This window comes from Amycolatopsis sp. lyj-84, from assembly GCF_046549075.1.
GTDB lineage: Bacteria > Actinomycetota > Actinomycetes > Mycobacteriales > Pseudonocardiaceae > Amycolatopsis.
The window spans coordinates 476370-492310 of the sequence record NZ_JAJPWO010000002.1; the positions used below are offsets into that span (position 1 = coordinate 476370).

The window sequence follows — 15941 nt, forward strand, 5'->3', positions numbered from 1 at the left end:
GGTGAGGAAACGGAGAACCACCAGATGGGCGATTACGCCAAGGCGCTCGGGGCCAAGCTCCGGGGGATCCGCCAGCAGCAGGGCCTGTCCCTGCACGGGGTCGAGCAGAAGTCCGGAGGCCGCTGGAAGGCCGTCGTCGTCGGCTCGTACGAGCGCGGCGACCGCGCCGTCACCGTGCAGAAGCTCGCCGAGCTGGCCGATTTCTACGGCGTGCCGGTGGTGGAACTGCTGCCGGAGGGCCGGGTGCCGTCGGGTGCCGAGCCAGCCACGAAGATCGTCATAAACCTGGAGCGCCTACAGCAGCTCCCGGCGGAGAAGGTCGGACCGCTCGCCCGCTACGCGGCCACCATCCAGAGCCAGCGCGGCGACTACAACGGCAAGGTGCTCTCCATCCGCACCGAGGACCTGCGTTCACTGGCGATCATCTACGACATGACCCCCGGTGAACTCACCGAGCAGCTGATCGACTGGGGTGTGCTGCCGCCCGAGGCTCGACCGTCCAAAGAGGACTAGAGGTGAGGACGTTTTCGGTCGGGGGGCCGGAAACGTTGCACCATCAAGGTGACCAAGGGAAACGCTACCGAGGCGAAGGTGACCGAGGTCCTTTGATCTTTTGGAGTCGCGCCTTTTGGCCGGCAGGCCCCGCGATCGTGATGACAGGGCGCCCTCCAGCCTGACGTGAGAGTCAACGCTGAAGAGCGCCCTGGCAGCACGATCGCGGCAGCGCGATCAGAGAACAGCGCGCAGCCTGTCGGCGATCGTGCCGATGCGGCCGAGCACGCCGTTCACGAACCGCGGCGAGTCGTCGGTCGACAGCTCCTTCGCCAGCCCGACGGCCTCGTCGATGGCGACCGGGTCCGGCACGTCCGTGGCCCACAGCAGCTCGTAGACACCGACCCGCAGCACCGCCAGGTCCACCGGCGGCATCCGGTCCAGCGTCCAGCCCTGAGCGTGCTCCGAGAGCAGCTCGTCGATCTGGGTCTTCCGCCCGGTGACGCCCTCGACCAGCGAGATCGTGTAGTCCGCGATCGGGTCGACCTCGACCGAACCGACCCTGTCCGCCAGCAGCGTCACGGCGTCGGCACCGCGCTGGGCGGCCTCGTACATCATCTCGACGGCACGCTTGCGCGCCTGCCGCCGGCTGATCGGCCCACCGCGGTTCGGCGACTTGGCTGACTTGTCTGAACCGGCCATCAGTTGGAGACGCGGCCCAGGTAGCGGCCGTCACGGGTGTCGACCTTGATCTTCTCGCCGGTGGTGAGGAACAGCGGCACCTGGATCTCGGCGCCGGTCTCCAGGGTGGCCGGCTTGGTGCCACCGGTGGAACGGTCGCCCTGCAGGCCGGGGTCGGTGTGCTGGACGATCAGCTCGACCGAGGTCGGCAGCTCGATGTACAGCGGCGTGCCCTCGTGCACCGCGACCTGGACCTCGAAGTTCTCGAGCAGGTAGTTCGCGTTGTCGGCGACGGTCTCGGCCAGCACGGTGATCTGGTCGTAGGTCTCCGAGTCCATGAACACGAAGTCCGCGCCGTCCTTGTACAGGTACGTCATGTTGCGGCGGTCGACGGTGGCCGTCTCGACCTTCGTTCCCGCGTTGAAGGTCTTGTCGACGACCTTGCCGGTCAGCACGTGCTTGAGCGTGGTGCGGACGAACGCGCCGCCCTTGCCCGGCTTGACGTGCTGGAACGCGGTGACGGTCCAGAGCTGGCCGTCGAGGTTGAGGACGAGCCCGTTCTTCAGGTCGTTGGTGGTGGCCACGAGTGTGCAGTCTCCTGTGTCGATCTTCCGGGCCGCCGTCAGACGACCACGAGTTCCTTGGTGCTCAGCGTGAGGAGTTCGGGCGTACCTTCCCGCACGACCAGCGTGTCCTCGATGCGCACGCCTCCGCGTCCGGGCAGATACACACCAGGTTCGACGGTGACGGCCATACCGGCGGACAGTGTACCGACGCCGGTGGTGGCGAGGCTGGGCGCCTCGTGCACCTGCAGTCCGACCCCGTGGCCGAGACCGTGGCCGAACTCCTCGCCGCGCCCCGCGCCGACGATCACGCCACGGGCCGCCTTGTCCACTTCGGACACTTCGGCGCCGGGAAGAACGGCGTCGCAGCCCGCCGCCTGCGCGCGCTGGACCAGCTCGTAGATCTCTTCCTGCCACGCCGCGGGCTTGCCGAGCACGAAGGTGCGGGTCATGTCGGAGTGGTAACCGTCGACCGTGGCGCCGAAGTCGATCTTGACGAAGTCGCCGGTCGCGAGCACGGCCGGGGTCGGCCGGTGGTGCGGGATCGCGGAGTTGACGCCCGCCGCGACGATCGTGTCGAACGACGGCCCTGTCGACCCGTGGCCGAGCATGCGGTTCTCCAGGTCACGGGCGACGTCGAGCTCGGTGCGGCCCGGCCGGAGCCCACCGGCGGACACCAGGTCCTCCAGCGCCCTGTCGGCCGCGGCGCACGCCTGGCGCAGCGCCTCGATCTCCTGCTCGTCCTTGACCAGCCGCAACTGCTCGACGAGACCGGGCGTCCGGACCAGCTGGACGCGGTCGAAGCGCACCTTGAGGTCCTCGTGCTGCTCGACACTGACGTGCTGGCTCTCGAACCCGGTCTTGCCGAAGTCTTTTTCGGCCGCCAGATCGGCGAGCTTGGCCGCGCTCGCGCGGTCCAGCACCCGCTCGAGGTCGGGCACCTCGGTCGCCGACTGGACCGTATAGCGGCCGTCGGTGCAGAAGATCGTCTTGTCGTCACCGCCCTCGTGGACGAGGAGAGCGGCGTTGGACCCGGTGAAGCCGGTCAGGTACCTGATGTTGAGCAGGTCCGTGACCAGCAGCGCGTCCACGCCGGAGTCGGCCAGCAGGGAACGCAGCGCCGCGCGGCGGCGAGAGAAGTATTCACGCACTGTCTTATTATGTCGCGCGCTGACGGAAACGTCTCGCAGGACGCGGACCGCTCGGAACTCACGTGGCCGTCAAAGGGCGCCCTGCAATCCGCTTCCGTGGGCCTCCGGCCCAAAAGAGGCGCGCGACGGTGGTAGCAAGAGCATCGCCACTGGCGGGTGGGGGTGACTGTCGCTACTCGCGAGTTAAACTCGCCCCATGGCACCGTGGCTGACTCGTGGACTCGTGATGGCGCTGCTGCACGGCGTGGCCGTCACCGTGCTGGCCAAGTACGAGGTCTTCAACCCCACCGACAAGACCCTCGTCACCTCCCTCGCCCTCGCGATCCTGGTCGGCGCGGCGGCGGGCTGGAGCGCCGTGGACGCCTGGCGGGGCAAACCCGACAGCGGCCGGAACTGGTTCATCGCGGCGCTGATCGCGGGCCCGGTCTCGGGCGTGCTGTACGTGATCGGGCGCGCGGTGTTCGTCGACCAGACCGGCGCCTCGGAACTCGCCGGCGCGCTCACCGGCGGCGCCGCCTTCTCGGCCCTGCTGGTGCTCCTCCCGGCCGGGCTCGGCCTGTTCGTCGGCGGCCGCATCACCAAGACCGGGGACGACGAAGAAGAAGATCAGCCCGCGAGCGGGAAACCGGCCGGGAAGCCGTCCCAGGCCTGATCGCTGATCTCCTCGACGGTCGAGTCGTTCAGCGCGGCGGCCCCGGCGTCCGGCACGGCGAACAGCTTGCCGTCGAGCACCACGCCGATCCCGCGACCGGGCGCGCGCACCATCTTCGCCCCGGCGCTCAGGCGTGCGGCCTGCGGGAACTTCTCGACGACCTTGAGCCGCTGGTCCAGCACCTCACCCGCGAGCGCCGCCGCCACCGAGCGCCGGTCGACCCGCACCAGTTTGCCGTCGGCGACCAGGTCGATGGTTCGCTGCGGTGAAGGCATCGCGACGCCTTCGAACGCGGTCCGGGTCCGGGCGTCGCCGTCGCAGGCCCGCGAGCCGCGGACGTCCAGGCCGAAATGCTTGAGGTCGGTCGGCGCCCCCGCGCCGCCGACGATGGTGGCCCGGACGACGTCGAACGGGACCCTGTCGCAGACGTCGCCCGAGGAGAGCGGCGCGTGCCCGTCGGGCCGCCGGACCAGGCCGGGACCCTCCTTCCACGCGCCGGGGATGACCACCGGCCGGTACGGCTGCGCGCTGAAATCCCTGGTCCAGAAGGTGAGCGTGGTGCCGGTGTCGGTCTCGTGCGCGATCACGAAGGCGTCGAGCGAGCCGACCCACATCAGATCGGTGCTGAACCCGTCGACCAGCGAGCGGGTGCGCGGCGAGATCGTGCTGGGCTTGGGCACGAAGCCCTGCTCCCCCAGCGTCTCCACGCCCTGGCTGAAGGCCGCGTCCTTGGCGCGCAGCAGGAACTGCCCGGCGCCGTTCCACCCGGCGGCCTTGGCCGTGGTGTCGGTGAAGAGCACGTAGAACCAGCCGTCGAGGTACACCGCCGAGGGCTGGCCGGCGCCGTAGACGTTGTTGGCACGGTGCACGTCGTGCGAGGGGCCGATGATCGGCTGCCCGCCTGCCGCCCGGGTCCACTTGAGCCCGTCGGGGCTGGTGGCGAGCCCGATCGAGTTGCCGAGCGCGTGATCGCCCGCCGCGCCGGTGTAGTACATGTAGTAGGTCGAGCCGACTTTGATCACCGAGGGATCGCAGGTGTGCATCCCGTCGAAACCGCCGGGCGCGCCGGAGAACACCGCAGCGGGGCCGCCGCCGGACGGGCCGGTGAAGGGACCGTCGAGCGAGGGCGACTGCGCGTAGAGGACGTCGTCACCGGGAGGCTGGGCGCTGCCGTACTGGCTGCACCACCACATCCGGAGCTTGCCGCCGTCCCGCATCACGGTCGGGCCGTAGTTGTAGACCGCGTCCTGATCGCCGGCCGCGACCACTCCGCCGCCGGCGCGAGGGTCGCCCGTGGCGAGTTCGACGTCCATCGGCCGGGGCTTCTCACCGGGCGTCAGCTGGACTCCGCCGATCCCGCCGCCCTTGCCGTCGGCCTGGGACTGCGTGTGGCCGTCACTGCACGCCATGAGGACCGCGCCGACCGCGAGGAGGGCCACCACGACACGGGCGGGTCGCCGACCCCCACGAAAAAGGCGCATGATGGCCGAGTGTAGCGAGACTTAACCCAGCTGGGTGACGTCACTCCCCGGTAGGGCGACCAATTCCACTTCGAAGCCATCGGCGTTTTCGAGGTAGGCGGCGTAGTGGTGATCACCCCCCGCATACGGAAACTTGTCCGCGAACATCGGCGACCAGCCATGTTCGACGGCCTTCGAAGCCAGATCGTTCACCCGATCGCCTGAGGCGACGTGCAGCGCGAGGTGGTTCAGGCCCGGCGCGGTGCGCTCGTGCTTTTCGCCGCTGAGCGCGGGAGAACGCTCGACGACGAGGTACGTCGAGCCGTGTTTCCAGCTGACGCCGGCGGGCCAGCGCTGGAATTCCCGCCAGCCGAGTTCGCCGAGCAGCCAGCCCCAGCTCTCCTCGGCGCGCGCGAGGTCCGGCACCCACAGTTCGATGTGGTGGGCCCGCCCGTGCTCCGACGGCAACGCGACGAGCACGCGATGCGGCCCGCTGCCGTAGTGGTCGCCGCTGCCGACGTCCAGGAAACCCAAGCGCCGCACCAGATTCAGACTGGCCACATTGGACTCACCGACCAGCGCCCACACCGACGACAGCCCGAGCACGACGAGCCCGTGCTCCAGCAGGGCTCGCGCGGCCTCGGTCGCCAAACCCTGCCCGCCGTGCGCACGCGCCAGGTAGTAGCCGATCTCCGGAACCCCGCCGGGCAGTTCTTCCGACGGCCGCAGATGCGCGAGGCCGATCACTTCGCCGTCGTGTTCGATCGCCCAGTGCCCCATCCCGGCCGGGCCGCGGTACGCCAGCCGCCGTCCGACCATCTCGCGGACGAGGTCCGGGTCGGTGAGCGGAACCGCGAAATGCGCGCTCAACGCCGGATCGGCGAAGAGTTTGACGATCTCCTCGGTGTCGGACTCGGTCAGCGCGCGCAGCCGCAGCCTCGATGTCGTGATCTCGGGCGGGTTGTTCATGCCGCGTTCGCGGCCATCCAGCGCAGGGCGAGCGGATAGCCGTCGACCCCGAGCCCGGCGATGACGGCGGTGGCGATATCCGAAAGCACGCTGTGGTGCCGGAACTGCTCGCGCTTGTGCACGTTGGAGATGTGCAGTTCGATCAGCGGCGCCTCGAGCTGGGCGGCGGCGTCGCGGACAGCGATCGAGTAGTGCGTCCACGCGGCCGCGTTGAGCACCACCGGCCAGCCCGCGTCGGCGGCTTCGTGCAGCCAGCCGACCATCTCGCCCTCGTGGTCGGTCTGGCGGACCTCGACGTCGATCCCGAGTTCCTTGCCGGTCCCGACACAAGTCTCGGCCAGATCGGCGTGCGTCGCGGAACCGTAGATACCGGGTTCGCGCAGGCCGAGCCTGCCGAGGTTGGGACCGTTGAGGACGAGCACCTTCACAGCAGCACGCTCCCGCCGGCCTTCGGGGCTTCTCCAGCCACCACCGAGTACGCCGCCGCGAGCAGCGACGGGTCGGGGCCTTCCAGCCTGCCGGGCTTGGCGAGCCCGTCCAGAACGACGAAGCGCAGCACGCCCGACCGGGTCTTCTTGTCGCCCTTCATCGTCTCCAGCAGGTGCGGGAGCGCGTCCGGGTCGTAGGTGGTCGGCAGGCCCAGCAGCTTGAGCACGGCCGTGTGCCGCTCCGCGGTGGCGTCGTCCAGACGGCCCGCCAGGCGCGCGAGCTCGGCGGCGAACACCAGGCCGACGCTGACCGCGGCACCATGGCGCCACCGGTACTTCTCGCGGCGTTCGATGGCGTGGGCGAGGGTGTGGCCGTAGTTGAGGATCTCGCGCAGGTCCGACTCGCGCAGGTCCGCGGCGACGACGTCGGCCTTGACCTGGATCGAGCGGCGGACCAGCTCGCCGATGATCTCGCCGGTGGTGTCCAGTGCCGCGGCCGAGTCCTGCTCGACGAGTTCGAGGATGCGCGGGTCCGCGATGAACCCGGCCTTGACGACCTCGGCCATCCCGGCGACGAGTTCGTTGGGCGGCAACGTTTCCAGCGTCGCGAGGTCGACCAGGACCGCGCTCGGCTCGTGGAAGACGCCGACGAGGTTCTTGCCCGCCTCGGTGTTGATGCCGGTCTTCCCGCCGAGCGAGGCGTCGACCATGCCCAGCAGCGTGGTGGGGACGTTGACCAGCCGGACGCCACGCATCCAGGTCGCGGCGACGAAGCCCGCCAGGTCGGTCACGGCGCCGCCGCCGAGCCCGACGACCACTCCCTGGCGGTCCAGGCCCATGCGGCCGAGGACCTCCCAGCAGAAGCTGGCGACGGTGAGCGCCTTGCCGTCCTCGGCGTCGGGGATCTCGACCCGGTGCGCGTCGATCCCGGCCTCGGCCAGTTCGTCGCGGATGGCCTCGGCGGTGGTCGTCAGCGTCGGCGGGTGGATCAGCGCGACCTTGGAGGCATCGGCGAGCTGCTCGGTGAGCTCGCCCAGCAGGCCGCGCCCGATGACGACGTCGTACGGCTTGGCGGTGTTGACGGTGATGCGAACCGGCTCGGTCATCGTTTCCCTCACTTCGGCGGAAGCCGCTTGGCCCTGGCGACCTCGCAGGAGATCTTGCCCTTGACCGGGGTGTCCCCCGGGATCTCTTCGGTCACCTTCTGGCCCGGCGTCATCCGGTTCTTGGCGAACAGCGCCTCGCCGGAGGCCTTGCCCTCGGCGTCCTTGATCGCGATGGTGACGGCGTAGCGCGCGTCCTCACCAGTGCTGTTCGTGACCTCGATGGTGACCTTCGGGGTGTAGCTGGTGCTCTCGCACTTCATGACCTGGACGTCGGCGGCGACATCGGCTTCGGGCGCGGCCGAAGCGGTGGCCGAGCCGGTCGCCGCGGCGCTGGTCTGGATCACGTCCGAGCCCGGGGGCTGCTTTTCCTCGCTGCAGGCGGTCAGGCTCAAGGTCAAGACGGCGAGAAGAACGCCGGCGATGGTGCGCTTCATGCTCGTTCCTTGCTGATCTCGGTCAGTCCGATGACGGCGGCCTCGACGACCTCGTCGGGCGTCAAGTGGTCGGTTTCGATCTCGAACGTGGCCACCTCGCTGTACACCGGCAGCCGTGCGTCGAGCAGTGCCTTGTAGGTGGCGCGGGGGTTGACCCCGGCCAGCAACGGGCGCGCCGTGGACAGCCCGGCGCGCTGGACCCCGGCGGCCATCCCGACGTTGAGGAAGACCACCGTGTGCCCGGCCAGCCGCTCGCGGGTGCCCGGGGTGATCGGGGCCCCGCCGCCCAGGGAGAGGACACCGTCGTGTTCGGCCAGTGCCTTCGCGACCATCTCCTCCTCCAGCGCGCGGAAGGCGGGCTCGCCCTCCTCGGTGAAGATGTCGGTGATGGGCTTGCCCGCGCTCGCGACGATGTCGTCGTCGCTGTCACGGAAGGCGAGACCGAGCCGGGCGGCGAGCGCCGGGCCGACCGTGCTCTTGCCCGAACCCGGCGGCCCGATGATCACCGCGCGAGGGGTCACCAGCGCTCCTCGAGCGCCTTCAGGTAGCCCTCGACGTTGCGCTTGCCCTCGGCCAGCGAGTCCCCGCCGAACTTCTCCAGCGCGGCGTCCGCGAGGACCAGCGCGACCACCGACTCCAGCACGACACCGGCGCGGGGTACCGCGCAGACGTCGGAACGCTGGTGGATGGCCACCGCGGGCTCGCCGGTCGTGACGTCCACAGTGGACAGTGCCTTGGGGACGGTCGAGATCGGCTTCATCGCGACGCGCACGCGCAGCGGCTCGCCGTTGGTGATACCGCCCTCGAGCCCGCCCGCGCGGTTGGACCGGCGGGTCACCCCGACCGGACCGGTGCCGCGGTCGATCTCGTCGTGGGCTTGGCTGCCCCAGCGCTTGGCCGTGGTGAAGCCGTCACCGACCTCCACGCCCTTCATCGCCTGCACGCCCATGAGCGCGCCGGCGAGGCGGGCGTCGAGCCTGCGGTCCCAGTGCACGTGCGAGCCGAGGCCCGGCGGCAGGCCGTAGGCGATCACCTCGATCACGCCGCCGACGGTGTCACCCGCCTTCCGCACGGCGTCGACCTCGGCGACCATCGCGTCGGTCCCCTCCTGGCCGAAGGCGCGGACCGGGCTCTCGTCGATGGCGGGCAGGTCCGACGCCACGGGCAGCGGGCCCTCCGGCGCCGAGGCGCCGCCGATCGACACGACGTGGCTGAGGATCTCGACCCCGAGCAGTTGCTTGAGGTACGCGCGGGCCACCGTGCCGAGCGCCGTCCGCGAGGCCGTCTCGCGGGCACTCGCGCGCTCCAGCACCGGACGGGCCTCGGGGAAGCCGTACTTCTGCATCCCGGGCAGATCCGCGTGGCCGGGCCGGGGACGGGTCAGCGGCTCGTTGCGCGCCAGGCCGTCCAGTTCCTCGGCGGGCACGGGATCGGCCGACATGACCTTTTCCCACTTGGGCCACTCGGCGTTCTCGATCTGGACCGCTACGGGGCCACCTTGGGTCAGCCCGTGCCGGACGCCACCGGTGAACTCGATGTGGTCGGTCTCGAAGCCCATCCGGGGGCTGCGGCCGAAGCCGAGCCTCCGTCGCGCGAGCTGCTCGCCCACTTCGGCGGTGGTGACCTCGACCCCGGCTGGCATCCCTTCCAGGATGGCGGCGAGGGCGGGTCCGTGCGATTCCCCTGCGGTTATCCAGCGCAACACCTGATAGATCCTGTCACAACCTCCTCTCCGTCCCAGGACAGGCCGGGCTATCCCGGACCAGGTCCGGCGAAGAGCGCGAGCGCCCACGCCGCGACCAGGAGACCGGGCCCGTGCGGCACGGTCGGATGCCGGGGCCCGCCCACCGCGAGTGCCACGCTCAACAGCGCCGCGGCGACGGCGCCGAGCACGACCGACGGCCAGCCCGTCGCGGCGAGTACCGCGCCCACGCTCCCGGCGAGCTTCACGTCACCGGCGCCGAGCGAGCGCGGCGAAAGCGCGTGGACGAGCGCGTGCGCCCCGCCGAAGACCAGCGCGCCGAGGACGGCCCGCCAGGCGATGTCCGCCCCTCCCCCGGCGGCGGCGACCGCGAGCGCGGCGGCGAGGGCCGGGTACGCGGGCAGGGTCAGGACGTCGGGCAGGCGGCGGTACTTGAGATCGGCGAGCGCGAGCGGGACCGCGAAGACGGTCAGCACGGCAGGGACCGCGAGCCACCACGACGGCCACGCTCCCGCTTGGTGACGCAGGCTGACCGCGAGGAGCAGCGCGGCCGTGAGGCCCGCCGCCCACGCCGTCACCGGCGCTCCCGCCCGGCGCAGGCAGGAGCGTGTGGCGAGCGCCGATCCGGCGCCCGCCACCGTGAAGGCGATCGGCAGGAACACAAGATCAAGAGTGCGCCCGTCGCGCTCGGTGAGGCAAGGATTTCTTTTCGTGACAGGGACTTTCAAGCACTTTCGGCAGGACGGGCGGGGGCTGAAGGGGCCCTTCGCCGCATGTCACGCGGTGAAGGGAGCTTTCGCCGCATCGCATGCGGGGAAAGCGTCCTTCAGCTCCAGCAACAGGAGGACGCGGCGGGTTATCGGCTCTGCGCGACGCCGGACCTGCGGCGCCGGCTGTGTGGATTTTGGGACGTTGGATGACCAGGAATCCACACAGTCCCGCGCGATCGGTCCGGTCACGACGACCGGACACTCTGCCTCAACCCTCAATACCGCAGGTGGCTGAAGGGGCCCTTCGCCGCATGTCACGCGGTGAAGGGAGCTTTCGCCGCATCGCATGCGGGGAAAGCGTCCTTCAGCTCCCGCCCCCGTCCGGAACTTTTCCGCTCCAGCCCCAATCCCTCCCGCTCCCGGCACCGAAGGCCTGTCATGACACCGGGTTCAGGGGTTCATCCGCAGCAGCGGGAGACCCGAGGGCGTGCGGATCTCCAGCGCCTTGATGTCGCCGGTGCGCATCGCGGTGCCGACCACGATGTGCGCGGTGTCCTTGGGCATCGCGCGCCAGGACGCCAGTTCGCTGGTGCCGCCGTCGGCGTCGACGGCGACCAGGATGTAGTCCCCGGTGCGGTTGCCGCCGTAGCTGCAGGTCATGTCGACCTTCGTGCCGGTGTCCGTGGCGGACATGGCGACCTCGGCGGTCACCGGGTAGTCGCCGAGCAGGGTCATCGGGTTCCCGGCGGCCGCGATCGGCCCGGTCAGGACGACCGCGAGCGCGACGCTGGCCGCGACCGCCACCCCGGTGGCCGCGGTGGTGATCGCCCGTTGGATCCGCCTTCCCCGGCGGACCCGTTTGAGCACGGTCGGCAGCAGTTCCGGCGAGGGCGCCGGTTCCTCCTCCAGCAGCGCGGGGGCGCCGGCCTGCGCGAGGAGACCGGGGATCCCGGCCAGATCGCGCACCGAAGCGGCGCACCGGTCGCACACACGAAGGTGTTTCTCGTACGCGAACCGGTCCTCCGGGGACAACGCCCCGAGCACGTAGGCCGCGTCGTAAGTGGCGAAGGGGTCGGTCATTGAGTCACCCCTCTTTCCTCCAATACCAGCCGCAACGCCCGCAAGGCGTAGTGCGTCCGCGACTTGATCGTCCCTTCGGCCACACCCAGCCGCTTCGCAGCGTCGGCGACGGAGTAACCCTGGAAATAGCACAAAACGAGCACGTCCCGATGTCTCGGCGAGAGCTCACCGAGGGCTTCGGCGACCAGCCAGCCCTGGACCGCCCGCTCCGTGCCGTCCGTGACCGACGTTTCGGGTGGTTCGCCGGTCATCACCTCCGGATGCGCCTCGGCGGCGCGCCAGTCGTCGATGGCGATCCGTCTCGCGACGGTGAACAGCCAGCCCCGCGCCGACCCCTCGGACTGGTCGAGCACCTTGGCGTTGCGCCAGGCCCGCAGCAGCGTCTCCTGGACGACGTCCTCGGCGCGGACCCGGTCTCCGCTGGTCAGGTGCAGTGCGTAGGACCAGAGCGCCGCGGCGTGCTCCTCGTGCAAAGCCCGCATCAGCCGGTCCTCCGCGAATTCCTTCACCGATCCGTGCTTTCGCGGTTGAAGAGCAGAGGGAGGGCGAAGACCACGCAAGCCACCTCGGTGATCAGGCCCCAGAGCTCGGCCTGGGTGGTGAAGCGCTCGGAGACGCCGAAGAACCCTGTCGTCAGCGAAAGCACGTACGCACCTAGCGTCGCCAAGCCGAAGCCGACCGCCGCGAGCACGGGAAGCCAGTGGTGCCAGACCAGGACGGCGACCGCGATGACCACGCCGGCCACCACGTTCACCAGGAAGAGCGGACCGACCACCGCCGTTTCGGACGCCCAGTCCTGCCATACGACGTAATGCACCCACGCCGAGCCGAGCAGGCCCGCCGCCACCACCGCCCGCAACAACCACCGGATCATGTCCGTATCTCTTTCCGCGTGTTCGGTTCCCCTATGCCTTTGAACACGGAAAAAAGGGGCTCCCGGTTCAATCCGGCACCCGATGGTCGGCGAAATTGAACCGGTCGGCCGCTCCGGACGTGTGTATGGGCATGACTGCCGAACTCCACTCTCGCCGCACCGTCCTGACCACCGGGGCCGCCGTCGCCGGCGCGGCCGTCGGTGCCGTGGCCCTCACGGCCTGCGGAAGCGACAAGCCGTCGGCCGGCTCGGCCGCGGCACCGCCCGCCGCGGCACCGGGCGAAACCCTGACCGCGCTCTCCGACATCGAGGTCGGCCAGGCGAAGGCCGCCAAGACCGCCGACGGCAAGGACGTGATCGTCACCAGGACCGCCGAAGGCACCGCGGCCGCGTTCAGCGCGATCTGCACGCACCAGGGCTGCGCGGTCGTCCCGGAGGGCGCGGAACTCAAGTGTCCTTGCCACAACTCGATCTTCGACGCGAAGACCGGCGCGGTCAAAAAGGGGCCCGCGGACCAGCCGCTGCCTTCGATCGCGGTCAAGGTCACCAACGGCCAGGTCGTCACGGCCTGACGAAAACGCGAGAAGGGTCCCTTCAGGACGAGATTCGTCCTAAAGGGACCCTTTCGGGTAGAACTTTTCAGCTGTCCCAGGTGAAGATCGGGTCGCCCGCCTCGACATCGCCGCCGGTGAGCAGTCCTGAAAGGACCTCGGCCTTCGCGTCCAGCGCCACCACGGGCACGATCGGCGAGTAGCCCGCGGCCACGACCGCCTCGGGATCCCATTCGACGACCGGCTGCCCGGCGCGGACGGTCTCACCCTTGACGACGTGGAGGGTGAACCCCTCGCCCTTCTGCTTGACCGTGTCGATCCCGAGGTGGACCAGCACGCCGCGGCCGTCTTCGGTGGCCACCACGAAAGCGTGCGGGTGCAGGGTCACGACCGTCCCGTCGACCGGCGAGACCGCGTCCTGGCGCCCGCCCGAAGGCAGGACCGCGAGGCCGGGGCCGACCATCGCCTGCGCGAAGACCGGATCGGGCACTTCGGTCATAGCGGTCGTCTTACCGCTGACCGGGCTCAGAATTTCGAGACTCACATCAAGTCCTCGATGTCGCTGGCGATCGTGTCGGCCTCCGGCCCCACGATCACCTGGACACCGGCACCCATGCGCACGACGCCCATCGCGCCGGCGGCCTTCAGCGCCGCCTCGTCGAGCAGGCTCATGTCTTCGAGCTCACAGCGCAGCCGGGTGATGCACCCTTCCACCTCGATGACATTCTCGGCGCCGCCGAGCGCCGCGAGGATCTTTTCCGGCCTGTCATCCGCCATCGCGGTCTCCCTGTTCCCTGTCGGTTTCCCACATGCGAACCAGCTGTACTACGCCGTTCGCCGACTCGCACGCCATCCCTGGCCACGAACGCGTAACGGTGGTTGACACCCGCTCGTGCGACGGAGCATCCTGCCCCATCGGATCATTGGTCTAGACCGGAACGTACCAATCTTCCGGACCAGATGCGAGTACGGGTACCCAACCGAACGGACCGAAAGGACGGTGACCGTCATGAGCGCTTCGGCGCAGCTGCCGCCGTCCGACCGTGTGATCAACGGACCGACGCCCAAACACGCCCAGCTGCGGGAGATTCTGCGCCGCACGGTGGAGCGTGAGCTACCCCCCGGCTCACCGATCCCCTCGGAACGTGACCTGGCCGAGACCTATCAGGTGTCAAGACTCACGGTCCGGTCCGCGATCGGCAAGCTGGTCGAAGAAGGACTCTTGTCGCGAGTGCGCGGCAAGGGCACGTTCACCGCCGCGAGGCGGATGGAATTGCAGCTCTACCTGATGTCCTTCACCGAGGACATGCGCCGCCGCGGGATGACCCCGACCACGGAGGTCGTCAAGACCGCCACCGAGGTCCCGCCCGCCCCTTCGGCGCACGCCCTCGGCCTGACCGCCGGGACCCCGGCGCACCGGCTGGTGCGGCTCCGCCGTGCCGACGGGGTGCCGCTGGCGGTCGAACGCGGCTGGTATCACGCCGGGCGGATGCCCGGTCTGCTCGACCTCGATCTCACTCGATCGTTGTACGTCCAACTCGCCCAGTCGTACGACCTCCGCCCGGACCACGCGTGGCAGACGGTCTGGGCGGAATCCGCGGACCGCGAAACGGCGCGCCTGCTCGGCATGCGCGCCGGCAGTCCGCTTCTTGTCTTCCGCCGGGTCTCCAGCGTCAACGGGGAACCGATCGAAGACATGACTTCCTGGTACCGGGGCGATCACTACCAGGTCACCATGCAGCTGGACCGGAACACCCCGGATTCCGGTCACCATCCTCACTACGGAGGTACCCGATGAGCTCCACCACCGCCGAGGGGGCGAAGAGCAAAGGCAAGGGCAAGGGACTTGCCGGCCTTCAGCGCTTCGGCCGCAGCCTCATGCTCCCCATCGCCGCCCTGCCCGCCGCAGCGCTCCTGTCCAGGCTCGGTCAGCCTGACCTGCTCGGCGCGGACGGCCTCGGCTGGGACAAGGCCGCCGCGGCCATCGGTGCCGCGGGGGACTCGCTGTTCAACTGGCTGCCGCTCCTGTTCGCGGTGGGTATCGCGGTCGGGTTCGCCCGGAAGAGCGACGGCGCCACGGGCCTCGCCGCCGTGGTCGGTTTCTTCGTCTTCACCAGCGTCCTTCGCGTCTTCGCGCCGTTCGAGGAGCTTCCCGGCTGGGACCCCGCAAAGCCCGCCGGCCTGATGCTCAACCCGATCAAATGGCCCTACAGCGTGCTGGCCGGTGTGATCGTCGGCCTCGTCACCGCGCTGCTGTGGCAGAAGTTCTACCGCATCAAGCTGCCGCCGTACCTGGCCTTCTTCGGTGGCCGCCGGTTCGTGCCGATCATCACCGCCCTGGTGTTGCTCGTCCTCGCGGTGCCGCTGGGCCTGGTCTTCCACTGGGTCAACGACGGCATCCAGGCCGCCGGTGAAGCGGTCACCGGCGCGCCCGTGGTCGGTGGCGGTATCTACGGCTTCCTCAACCGGCTCCTGATCCCGGTCGGTCTGCACCAGCTGCTGAACGTGCCGGTGTGGTTCATCTTCGACGGTGGCGACCTGACCCAGTTCTTCAAGGGCGACCCGACCCGCGGCACCTTCATGACCGGGTTCTTCCCGATCTTCATGTTCGCCATTCCGGCCGCGGCCCTGGCGATCTGGCAGACCGCGAAGCCCAGCCAGAAGAAGATCGTCGGCGGTGTGATGATCGCCGGTGCGCTGACCTCGTTCCTGACCGGTGTCACCGAGCCGATCGAGTTCTCGTTCATGTACGTCGCGTGGCCGCTGTACCTGATCCACGCGGTCCTGACCGGTACCTCGCTCGCCCTGGTGAACGCGCTCGACATCCACCTCGGCTTCGGCTTCTCCGCCGGTGCGATCGACTTCGGGCTCAACTTCAGCCACCCGGCGGCGAGCAGCAACGTCTGGCTGCTCATCCCGATCGGCCTGGCCTACGCGGTCATCTACTACGTGATCTTCCGTTTCGTGATCACCAAGTGGAACCTGCGGACCCCTGGCCGCGAGGACGACTCGATCGAGGCCGATCTCGAAGCCACCTCGGCCAAGCCCGTCAAGTAGTTTCAGCTCCAAGGAACAAAGGCACGAAAGG

General features: G+C 69.6%; 20 protein-coding genes and 1 pseudogene. 5 read left to right on the plus strand and 16 right to left on the minus strand.

The genetic code is table 11. The annotated features are described in order from the left end of the window. The first annotated feature begins 24 nt into the window (after positions 1-24). On the plus strand, positions 25-513 hold the full coding sequence (locus tag ACLJRM_RS07200) for a transcriptional regulator (protein WP_003096372.1): 489 nt from the start codon (positions 25-27) through the stop codon (positions 511-513). A gap of 216 nt (positions 514-729) precedes the next feature. On the opposite strand, the gene nusB is transcribed toward ACLJRM_RS07200, so the two are convergent. The 3 genes from nusB to ACLJRM_RS07215 are packed head-to-tail and all read right to left on the minus strand — an operon-like array spanning position 730 to position 2887. Then, positions 730-1194, minus strand: coding sequence for a transcription antitermination factor NusB (gene nusB / locus ACLJRM_RS07205; RefSeq protein ID WP_101606734.1), 465 nt, complete (start codon positions 1192-1194; stop codon positions 730-732). After that, positions 1194-1757 carry an elongation factor P gene (gene efp / locus ACLJRM_RS07210; protein ID WP_101606733.1) on the minus strand — a complete coding sequence of 188 codons (564 nt, stop codon included), beginning with the start codon at positions 1755-1757 and terminating at the stop codon, positions 1194-1196. The genes nusB and efp overlap by 1 nt, the downstream gene beginning before the upstream one ends. A 38-nt stretch (positions 1758-1795) precedes the next feature. Next, positions 1796-2887: a M24 family metallopeptidase gene (locus tag ACLJRM_RS07215; protein WP_101606732.1), complete on the minus strand. Its 1092-nt coding sequence runs from the start codon at positions 2885-2887 to the stop codon at positions 1796-1798. Positions 2888-3113: 226 nt separating this feature from the next. Here ACLJRM_RS07215 and ACLJRM_RS07220 point away from each other — a divergent pair, with 226 nt between their 5' ends. Beyond that, positions 3114-3539, plus strand: coding sequence for a B-4DMT family transporter (locus ACLJRM_RS07220; protein WP_101606731.1), 426 nt, complete (start codon positions 3114-3116; stop codon positions 3537-3539). Here ACLJRM_RS07220 and ACLJRM_RS07225 read toward each other — a convergent pair. The 11 genes from ACLJRM_RS07225 to ACLJRM_RS07275 all read right to left on the minus strand — a co-directional run bounded on the left by ACLJRM_RS07225 (position 3494) and on the right by ACLJRM_RS07275 (position 12302). Continuing rightward, a complete protein-coding gene (locus tag ACLJRM_RS07225; RefSeq protein WP_410662847.1) occupies positions 3494-4981 on the minus strand; it encodes a beta-xylosidase in 1488 nt (495 codons plus the stop codon). The genes ACLJRM_RS07220 and ACLJRM_RS07225 overlap by 46 nt on opposite strands. A 60-nt stretch (positions 4982-5041) precedes the next feature. Continuing rightward, positions 5042-5968, minus strand: coding sequence for a GNAT family N-acetyltransferase (locus ACLJRM_RS07230; RefSeq protein ID WP_410662615.1), 927 nt, complete (start codon positions 5966-5968; stop codon positions 5042-5044). After that, a complete protein-coding gene (gene aroQ, locus ACLJRM_RS07235) occupies positions 5965-6396 on the minus strand; it encodes a type II 3-dehydroquinate dehydratase (RefSeq protein WP_410601947.1) in 432 nt (143 codons plus the stop codon). The genes ACLJRM_RS07230 and aroQ overlap by 4 nt, the downstream gene beginning before the upstream one ends. Next, complete coding sequence (aroB, locus tag ACLJRM_RS07240) at positions 6393-7502, minus strand: 3-dehydroquinate synthase (RefSeq protein WP_410662616.1); 1110 nt, start codon at positions 7500-7502, stop codon at positions 6393-6395. The genes aroQ and aroB overlap by 4 nt, the downstream gene beginning before the upstream one ends. Before the next feature lie 8 nt (positions 7503-7510). Then, the gene (locus ACLJRM_RS07245) at positions 7511-7936 is read right to left on the minus strand and encodes a hypothetical protein (RefSeq protein WP_101606726.1); all 426 of its coding nucleotides are present in this window, start codon (positions 7934-7936) and stop codon (positions 7511-7513) included. Further along, positions 7933-8457: a shikimate kinase gene (locus tag ACLJRM_RS07250; protein ID WP_168214277.1), complete on the minus strand. Its 525-nt coding sequence runs from the start codon at positions 8455-8457 to the stop codon at positions 7933-7935. The genes ACLJRM_RS07245 and ACLJRM_RS07250 overlap by 4 nt, the downstream gene beginning before the upstream one ends. Continuing rightward, complete coding sequence (gene aroC / locus ACLJRM_RS07255; protein ID WP_101606724.1) at positions 8454-9641, minus strand: chorismate synthase; 1188 nt, start codon at positions 9639-9641, stop codon at positions 8454-8456. The genes ACLJRM_RS07250 and aroC overlap by 4 nt, the downstream gene beginning before the upstream one ends. A 47-nt stretch (positions 9642-9688) precedes the next feature. Next, the gene (locus ACLJRM_RS07260; RefSeq protein ID WP_101606723.1) at positions 9689-10300 is read right to left on the minus strand and encodes a prepilin peptidase; all 612 of its coding nucleotides are present in this window, start codon (positions 10298-10300) and stop codon (positions 9689-9691) included. Positions 10301-10798: 498 nt separating this feature from the next. Next, a complete protein-coding gene (locus ACLJRM_RS07265; protein WP_101606722.1) occupies positions 10799-11428 on the minus strand; it encodes an anti-sigma factor family protein in 630 nt (209 codons plus the stop codon). Next, complete coding sequence (locus ACLJRM_RS07270; RefSeq protein WP_101606721.1) at positions 11425-11937, minus strand: sigma-70 family RNA polymerase sigma factor; 513 nt, start codon at positions 11935-11937, stop codon at positions 11425-11427. The genes ACLJRM_RS07265 and ACLJRM_RS07270 overlap by 4 nt, the downstream gene beginning before the upstream one ends. Next, positions 11934-12302 carry a hypothetical protein gene (locus ACLJRM_RS07275; RefSeq protein WP_101606720.1) on the minus strand — a complete coding sequence of 123 codons (369 nt, stop codon included), beginning with the start codon at positions 12300-12302 and terminating at the stop codon, positions 11934-11936. The genes ACLJRM_RS07270 and ACLJRM_RS07275 overlap by 4 nt, the downstream gene beginning before the upstream one ends. A gap of 131 nt (positions 12303-12433) precedes the next feature. Between ACLJRM_RS07275 and ACLJRM_RS07280 the strand changes: the two genes are divergently transcribed. Continuing rightward, positions 12434-12874: a ubiquinol-cytochrome c reductase iron-sulfur subunit gene (locus ACLJRM_RS07280; protein WP_101613075.1), complete on the plus strand. Its 441-nt coding sequence runs from the start codon at positions 12434-12436 to the stop codon at positions 12872-12874. A 67-nt stretch (positions 12875-12941) separates the two neighbouring features. On the opposite strand, the gene ACLJRM_RS07285 is transcribed toward ACLJRM_RS07280, so the two are convergent. Continuing rightward, positions 12942-13397 (minus strand): PTS glucose transporter subunit IIA, encoded by a 456-nt coding sequence (locus ACLJRM_RS07285; protein ID WP_410662617.1) that lies wholly within the window; start codon positions 13395-13397, stop codon positions 12942-12944. Beyond that, a pseudogene (locus tag ACLJRM_RS07290) lies at positions 13394-13639 on the minus strand (glucose PTS transporter subunit EIIB); the annotation flags it as partial. The pseudogene ACLJRM_RS07290 and the gene ACLJRM_RS07285, both read right to left, overlap by 4 nt. Positions 13640-13862: 223 nt before the next feature. Between ACLJRM_RS07290 and ACLJRM_RS07295 the strand changes: the two are divergent. Then, positions 13863-14651, plus strand: a complete 789-nt coding sequence (locus ACLJRM_RS07295; RefSeq protein WP_076163796.1) for a GntR family transcriptional regulator — start codon at positions 13863-13865, stop codon at positions 14649-14651. After that, positions 14648-15910 carry a PTS transporter subunit EIIC gene (locus ACLJRM_RS07300; RefSeq protein ID WP_101606717.1) on the plus strand — a complete coding sequence of 421 codons (1263 nt, stop codon included), beginning with the start codon at positions 14648-14650 and terminating at the stop codon, positions 15908-15910. Before ACLJRM_RS07295 ends, ACLJRM_RS07300 begins: the two co-directional genes overlap by 4 nt. Positions 15911-15941: the final 31 nt, after the last annotated feature.